Source organism: Tabrizicola sp., from assembly GCF_031377265.1.
Lineage (GTDB): Bacteria > Pseudomonadota > Alphaproteobacteria > Rhodobacterales > Rhodobacteraceae > JAUYQR01.
The window spans coordinates 1-6,110 of the sequence record NZ_JANMET010000158.1; the positions used below are offsets into that span (position 1 = coordinate 1).

At 61.8% G+C, this 6,110-nt stretch carries 5 protein-coding genes; 1 reads left to right on the forward strand and 4 read right to left on the reverse strand.

What is annotated here, in order from left to right:
• Positions 1 to 61: 61 nt before the first annotated feature.
• Entirely contained in the window at positions 62 to 682 is a 621-nt protein-coding gene (locus RMO18_RS08845) for a DUF3883 domain-containing protein (RefSeq protein ID WP_309665318.1), read from the forward strand.
• A gap of 488 nt (positions 683 to 1,170) precedes the next feature.
• Here RMO18_RS08845 and RMO18_RS08850 read toward each other — a convergent pair whose 3' ends face one another.
• From RMO18_RS08850 to RMO18_RS08865, 4 genes are all read right to left on the reverse strand, one after another.
• Entirely contained in the window at positions 1,171 to 1,719 is a 549-nt protein-coding gene (locus RMO18_RS08850; protein ID WP_309665319.1) for a DUF2478 domain-containing protein, read from the reverse strand.
• 69 nt (positions 1,720 to 1,788) lie between these two features.
• Complete coding sequence (locus tag RMO18_RS08855; RefSeq protein WP_309665321.1) at positions 1,789 to 4,248, reverse strand: arsenate reductase (azurin) large subunit; 2,460 nt, start codon at positions 4,246 to 4,248, stop codon at positions 1,789 to 1,791.
• A 12-nt stretch (positions 4,249 to 4,260) separates the two neighbouring features.
• Positions 4,261 to 4,788, reverse strand: a complete 528-nt coding sequence (locus RMO18_RS08860) for an arsenate reductase (azurin) small subunit (protein ID WP_309665323.1) — start codon at positions 4,786 to 4,788, stop codon at positions 4,261 to 4,263.
• Positions 4,789 to 4,940: 152 nt separating this feature from the next.
• A partial coding sequence (locus RMO18_RS08865; protein ID WP_309665324.1) for a response regulator occupies positions 4,941 to 6,110 on the reverse strand: 1,170 nt, incomplete at its 5' end.

Here is a 6,110-nt window from a genome sequence, read left to right on the forward strand (position 1 = left end):
CGTTACCGTTCGTGGTGAACGCGCTTCTAGTGCTGCAGGTCCCCAAGCAGGACTCCGGACCATGCTGATCGACTTTATCGAGATCGAGCAGCCCCCTTGGCTTCAGCTGATTCCTTACGGCCGCCGGGAGACGTTACTCCAGGCCCCTGCCAGCATTCGGCAGGTGTTTGTTGAAGCCGGCCTCGCTTACGGTGAAGATGAGGAAACTGTTCAGTTCTGGGATGGGCTGGCAGCACGTGCGCGAGGACTTCGCGACGGCGTTCTTCTTGATATCGGGCGGCGCGGTGAGCGTATGACGCTTCAATACGAGCGGCTCCGGACGGGCGTGGTGCCTAAATGGATTGCGCTCGAAAGTTCATCTGATGGATATGATGTGCTTTCCCGCGTCTCGCAGACGGATACGCGTCGCATGACGATCGAAGTAAAGACGAGCGAGCGAGGCCCTGACTTTGCTTCATTTCACCTAAGCCGGAATGAGTGGGAGACTGCATTGGCTTCCATGGCCCATCAGTTTCACCTTTGGACCTTGGCTTCAGCCGGCCCTCAACTTGCGGTGTTGACTATCGATCAGATGAAAGTCCACGTGCCCAAGGACGAAGGCGCCGGTATTTGGGAAGCGCTGAAGGTCCCGTTTTCGGCCTTCGAGGGATGCTTTTTGGATTTTCCTAGAGATGACCGATGATTGGCTGTCGTTCGTTCTTGCTGACTGGTTAGTGATCAGGGGCGAGAAGCCGATTTCCAATACTGTGGAAGCCTGCTGCCCAGCGATTCCAGGTGCCGCGCAGCTGCGATTGAGGTGTTGTGATGCGCAAAGCAGATAAAGAACTTCCGATCCCAGTCCCGTTTCACCAAGCGCCACCCACATCGAAGTGGCCCACGGAAAGCCAAACAAATACGTATTTTTCAATGTACTAAGGAAAAGTCACCGAACCCACGAAGGCAACAGGTCCAGAGAATACCAGCCCTGAGAGACCGCGTCCGAACCCCCTCGCGTCGGGGCTAGTGTTCAGCTCCACCCGCATAACCCCCGAAAACAACGGAAAAATCCGGCCGGAGCCGGATCAGGAGAACGCTTTCTCGGGGGCAAGTGGCGGAGGGAACGCGACTGCCGTCGAACCTTCTCTGGGGCCAACCGGCCATTCTGACCTTTTCGGCGTCTTGCAACGTGGCTTACAGGTGGTCCGTTAGTTGGAATTCGGCTGTTGAATGCGTCTCGTTGGCAAAGGGCAAGTCCGCCCACTGAATGATGCTGCAGAGTTCAGCGTCCAGTTCGGTCGCCAATCCCCCCGAGAACTTATCGAAGGCTTCCCGGTTCAGGGCGTTCAGCCCTACGAGAACCGGCATACCATGCTCCAGCGCCCCTGCGATCACCGAGCGAAACCCTCGCCCTTCAGCCTCGTGTTTGCCGAACTTGTTGATGATCATCAGGTCGGCACCCCGGTCCACGGAACGTGCAACATGCTCGACCGCAGTTTCCAGAGAACCGGCGTCCAGACGGCACCCACGCGCCCAGTTTCCCCGGTTCTGGGAGATACGGAACGAAGGGCCCTCGGGTAGAACCATCAGATCCATATCGCAATGCACGCTGCCATCCCGCTCCGTGTTGACCTGCACGGTTCCGCACAGTCGCAAGCCGCGCTGCCGGAGCTGTCGGGCCACTTCCGCAAGCAGGGGGTCGGTTCCGCCCCGCGCGGAAGACATGATGTAGGCCAACTTCATGTGGCAGTCCTTTCTTGGATCGATAGCCCCTGCCGCGCCCGTGTCGTACCGGGCGCGGCAGGGTAGGCGTCAGAGCGCGACTTCCCAGGACTTGAAGCTGAGCCCGGCTGTGGCAGGCCCGGCTTCCGCGATCTTGCGGATGTTCCCCCAGGTCTGCTTGTAGTTCGGAAGGATCAACTCGTTGGTCCCGGCGTTGATCACGTTGCCCTGCGTGCCAGAAGGTGCGCCAAACAGCATGAAGGTCTCGTTCGGCCTTGCCGTCGGCTCGATGTAGACCATCGCCTGCGTGGCGCCGACGTCGTTGTAGACCTCGGCCATGTCGCCGTTCTTCAGGCCAAGTTCGGCCGCATCGGCCGGGTTGATCTGAAGGTAGGGCAACGGGAAACGATCGGCTACGAAGTCGTTCTTCTGATCGAGGAACCAGTTCTGCCAGTTGATGTTCGACCGGCCGTTGTTGATCAGGAACCGGTAGTTCGCCTTCTGCTGTGCCTTGCCCGGGGCTTGAAGCCCGCGCCACGCGCCCATGCAGAACAGCGCCTTGCCGTCTTCGCGCCCGTGCCGGGTAAAGACGCCGTTTTCATAGAGGCGCGGCGTTCCGATCAGCTTGCCATCGGCGTAGCCGGTGACCGGCTCTTGCACCCCGTTGTTCCCCATGGCGCGAAGCCGGTCATAGGTCACCTCTGGGTTGCCCTTGTTGTAGCCGTCCATGAAGGCGTCTTCTTCGGTCTGCCAGTCATAGCCCTTGAACTGGGCAGCGTATTCGGTGCGGCCCTCTTCGGTCAGCACGCGTTCCAGATGGTTGGCCATGCGTGCGGCGATCAGGCAGTCAGGCATCGATTGGCCAGGGCCGTCCATGTACTTCTCGACAAGCCGCATCCGCCGCTCGCCGTTCATCGAGGTCAGATTCATCTCGCCCGATTCCACCGCAGGCAGGATGACGTGAGCCTGCTGGCCGATCTGGCTATGGATGATGTCGACATTGACGCTGAACAGACCACCCGCGTTGAGCGCGGCCACGATGGCGTCCACCAGTTCTTCGCGCGTCGCCCCGGCACGGGCATCCATCGCCTCTTTCACCATGTTGGTGCGGCGATTGTATTCCCGCTTGAAGGCCGAGGCGTTCAGCGTGGTCTTGTAGTGGTCGTTGGCCCAGATGTGGTGCACCTTCCCGCGACCGGCGATCAGAAGCTGGTCGATGTAGGGAGCGGGCCTGCCGACATGGGCATCGGACGGCCGGTAGTAGCCTTCCTGATGCCCACCAAGACGGCAAACGCCGCCGCCTTCGCGGCCGATGTTGCCGGTCGCAAGACCGATGTTCACCAGAGCGCCGATGGTGCGGTAGTTGTCATTCCCCCAGATGATACCTTTTTCGTAGGCGGTGACCGTCTTGCGGCGGCTGCCATCATCCTTGGGCTTTGCGATCCATTCCGCCGCCTTGGCCAGATCGGCCTCGCTTATCCCGCAGATCGCTGCACCTTCGGCCAAGGTCATCTTGCAGGCCGCCCGCGCCGCTTCGAACGAGCCGAGCGCGGAAGGGTGCTGTTCATCTTCGGCCACCGCAACGTCTCCCTGGAAGCTGGAGGCGGCGATGAAGTCGGCATCCACCCAGCCCTGATCGGCGATGTGGGTGAAGAGCGTGTTGAACAGCGCAAGGTCGGTGCCCGAGGTGATCTGAAGATGCATGACATTGTCAGCGCCCGCGACTTCCTCGCAGGCGTTGACCGTCACCGTGCGGCGCGGATCGACGATCAGTACCCGGGCCCCATTCCGCATCCCAGGAACCATGTGGTTCAGGAACAGGTTGGTCTGCGTCTCGATCGGGTTGGCGCCGATCAGGAAGATCGTGTCGGTCACCTCGTAGTCGGCATACTGGTAGTTCAGCTCGTCCACGCCCATGTCGCGAGTCGAATGGACCTCCGAGTTGTAGGCCGGGCGGTTGTGGATGCGACAATGCTTGACCTTCATTGACTCGAAGTAAAGCTTGCCTGTCCCCCAAGTGTTCTCATACCCCCCGGCGCTGCCGCCGTGGTCGAACATCGAAACAAACAGGTCGTCCTCGTTGTCCTTGTCAATCACGCGGGCGGTGACGCGAGCCACCAGATCCAGCGCATCGTCCCAGGTAGTCGGCTGCCAGGTGCCATAGCGCCAGACCAGCGGATCGGTCAGCCGCTGCGCCTGCGAGCCCGTCACGTCGCTACGGCGGTTCTCGGCCATACGCGCCCCGCGCACCGAACCGAGGCCGGAGTTCACCACGCAATCGACATCAGGCTTGATGACCAGATGCACCGGGCGACCATCCTGCTGCACCACGTTGTACATCGACGGGGCATACCAGTTGTCGGTCTCAAGGTCCTGTTGCTTTGACAGGTCGGCGCCCGACCAGTTGTCGGTAAAGCTGCCCTGCTGGTTGATCGGCCATGTGTAGGCCTTGTAGCCGCAACCGACGATGCAATAGTGGCAGGTGACATTGTGGACCTTGGCACTGGCCGGGATGATTGGCAGCCGGTCTGTTTGACGTTTGAAAGCCATTTTCTTCCCTCCCTAAGCCGTCAGGACGTTCGAAAGCCGACCGTAGATCAGCTCGTCCACGCCATCGGCGATGATGTCGCCCGCATCGGTCACCTGAAGCTTGAACTGCGGCAGGTTCTGCGTCGCGTGACCCCAGGTCTGCTGGCCGCCCGCCTCGCAGTCGAAGCGGCTGAAGTGCCCGGGGCAGTTCAGCGTCTTGTCCCCCGCGTTGTAGCTGAGCGTCCAGCCCTTGTGCGGGCAGAGGACCGAGTAGGCGACGATGTCGCCGTCGGGGCCTACACCACCAGGCACTGGCGTGCCGAGCTTGATCAGCACACCGGGGCTGTCGGCATCGGGATAGGCGATGTCGAGCGGTTCGTTGGGCTTGAGGTCAGCCACGTTGGCCAGACGGTTGGCCGGGTATTCCACGCGGGCTAGCGCCTGTGCGTTGGCTTGGCCAGGCGCGGCAAAGGTCGCGGCGGCGGCGGCCCCCACGGCGCTGATCGCACCGCCCCGCAGGAATTGACGCCTGCCGACGTCAACCAGCTTGTTGCATTTCATGGCTAGAATCCTCCCTGGCTTATGGTTTTGCGTCAGTTTAATGACGCGGACCGGGTGAGGGATACGGCTCGCATGACCGTGCCGCGCTGCGGCAAGCCGTTCATTCCGCGCCTGATTTTCCGGCGTTCGGATTTCCGAACAGGCAGGCGTGCCTAAAGACCCAGCTTCTGCATCTTTTCCCAGAGGGTCGTGCGCGACACCTGCAGCAGGCGGGCGGCCTCGCTGACCTGGCCATGCGTCCGCTCCAGTGCCGCGACGATTTGCGCCCGTTCGGCGGCATCGCGGACGATGGCCAACGGGCGGAGCACGTCCATCCCGGATTGTTCCGGGAACAGGTCGGACGGCAGAATCTTCGGCCCTTCGGCCTGCTCCACAGCCCGCATCAGGCGGGCGCGCACTTCGCGGCCATTGCCTGGCCAGTCATGTGCGCGGATGGCGTCCTCGGTCGAGGCGGCCAGACCCAAAAGCGCAGTGGTGCGACGCGCGTTGAAAGCGGGGAACAGCCGGGTGGCGAGCCAGACCGCATCCTCCGGCCGTTCAGCCAGGGGTGGGACCACGATTTCATGGGATTGGAGGAGATGAAACAGATCACCGCGAAACCCGCCTGCCCCGATCTTTTCCTCCAGCCGCAGACCAGCTGTCGCGATCAGCCGCAAGGATGCTGCGCGCAGCGTCTGCAACAGAAAACCCTGGGCCCCGGGGGTCAGCCGACCAACGCCGATGATGAGCAACGTGCCTTCACCAGTCTCCTCTATCGCCGTTCGGACATCAGCCTGGTCCACAGGTCCAAGCAAGGCATCGCATTTGACAAAGGGGGCAGCGCGCCGGTCCGACTGGTCATGAACACGACGCGCCAACCGCGCCTTGCCTAGCCCATGCCCCCCCCGGATCAGCAGATGCGTGTCACGACCCGTTGCCTCCAGGACCTGCCGATCCACTGCGCGTGCTGCGGCAGATATCCCGGTTTCGGACGGCATCTCCGGGTCGCCTTTGTGACGCATGACGAGGGTGAGCCGTTCCAGAAATCGTCCCAAGTCAAAGGGCTTGGTGATATAGTCCGCGGCGCCCGACCGGATCAGGCGCACCGCCTGATCTATGCCGCCCTGACCGGTGATGAACAGAAAGGGTGGCGGCGTTCCAAACCGGATCAGCGTGTCGTAGAGCTCTTCTCCGGTGCCATCGGGCAGCCGGATATCGCAAATGACAGCGTCGACTGTTTTTCGCGGTGTGCGGATCGCAGGCAACGCGCGGGCGATGTGGCGATGCCATTGCACCTCAGCCCCTTCCAGCGTCAACCGCTGCACCAGCGACGCGCCCATGAT

Excerpts from the sequence above, each read along its gene's own strand:
- RMO18_RS08845 (WP_309665318.1), top strand. The coding sequence starts at position 62 with ATGCTGATCGACTTTATCGAGATCGAGCAGCCCCCTTGGCTTCAGCTG.
- RMO18_RS08850 (WP_309665319.1), bottom strand. The coding sequence starts at position 1,719 with ATGAAGTTGGCCTACATCATGTCTTCCGCGCGGGGCGGAACCGACCCC.
- RMO18_RS08855 (WP_309665321.1), bottom strand. The coding sequence starts at position 4,248 with ATGGCTTTCAAACGTCAAACAGACCGGCTGCCAATCATCCCGGCCAGT.
- RMO18_RS08860 (WP_309665323.1), bottom strand. The coding sequence starts at position 4,788 with ATGAAATGCAACAAGCTGGTTGACGTCGGCAGGCGTCAATTCCTGCGG.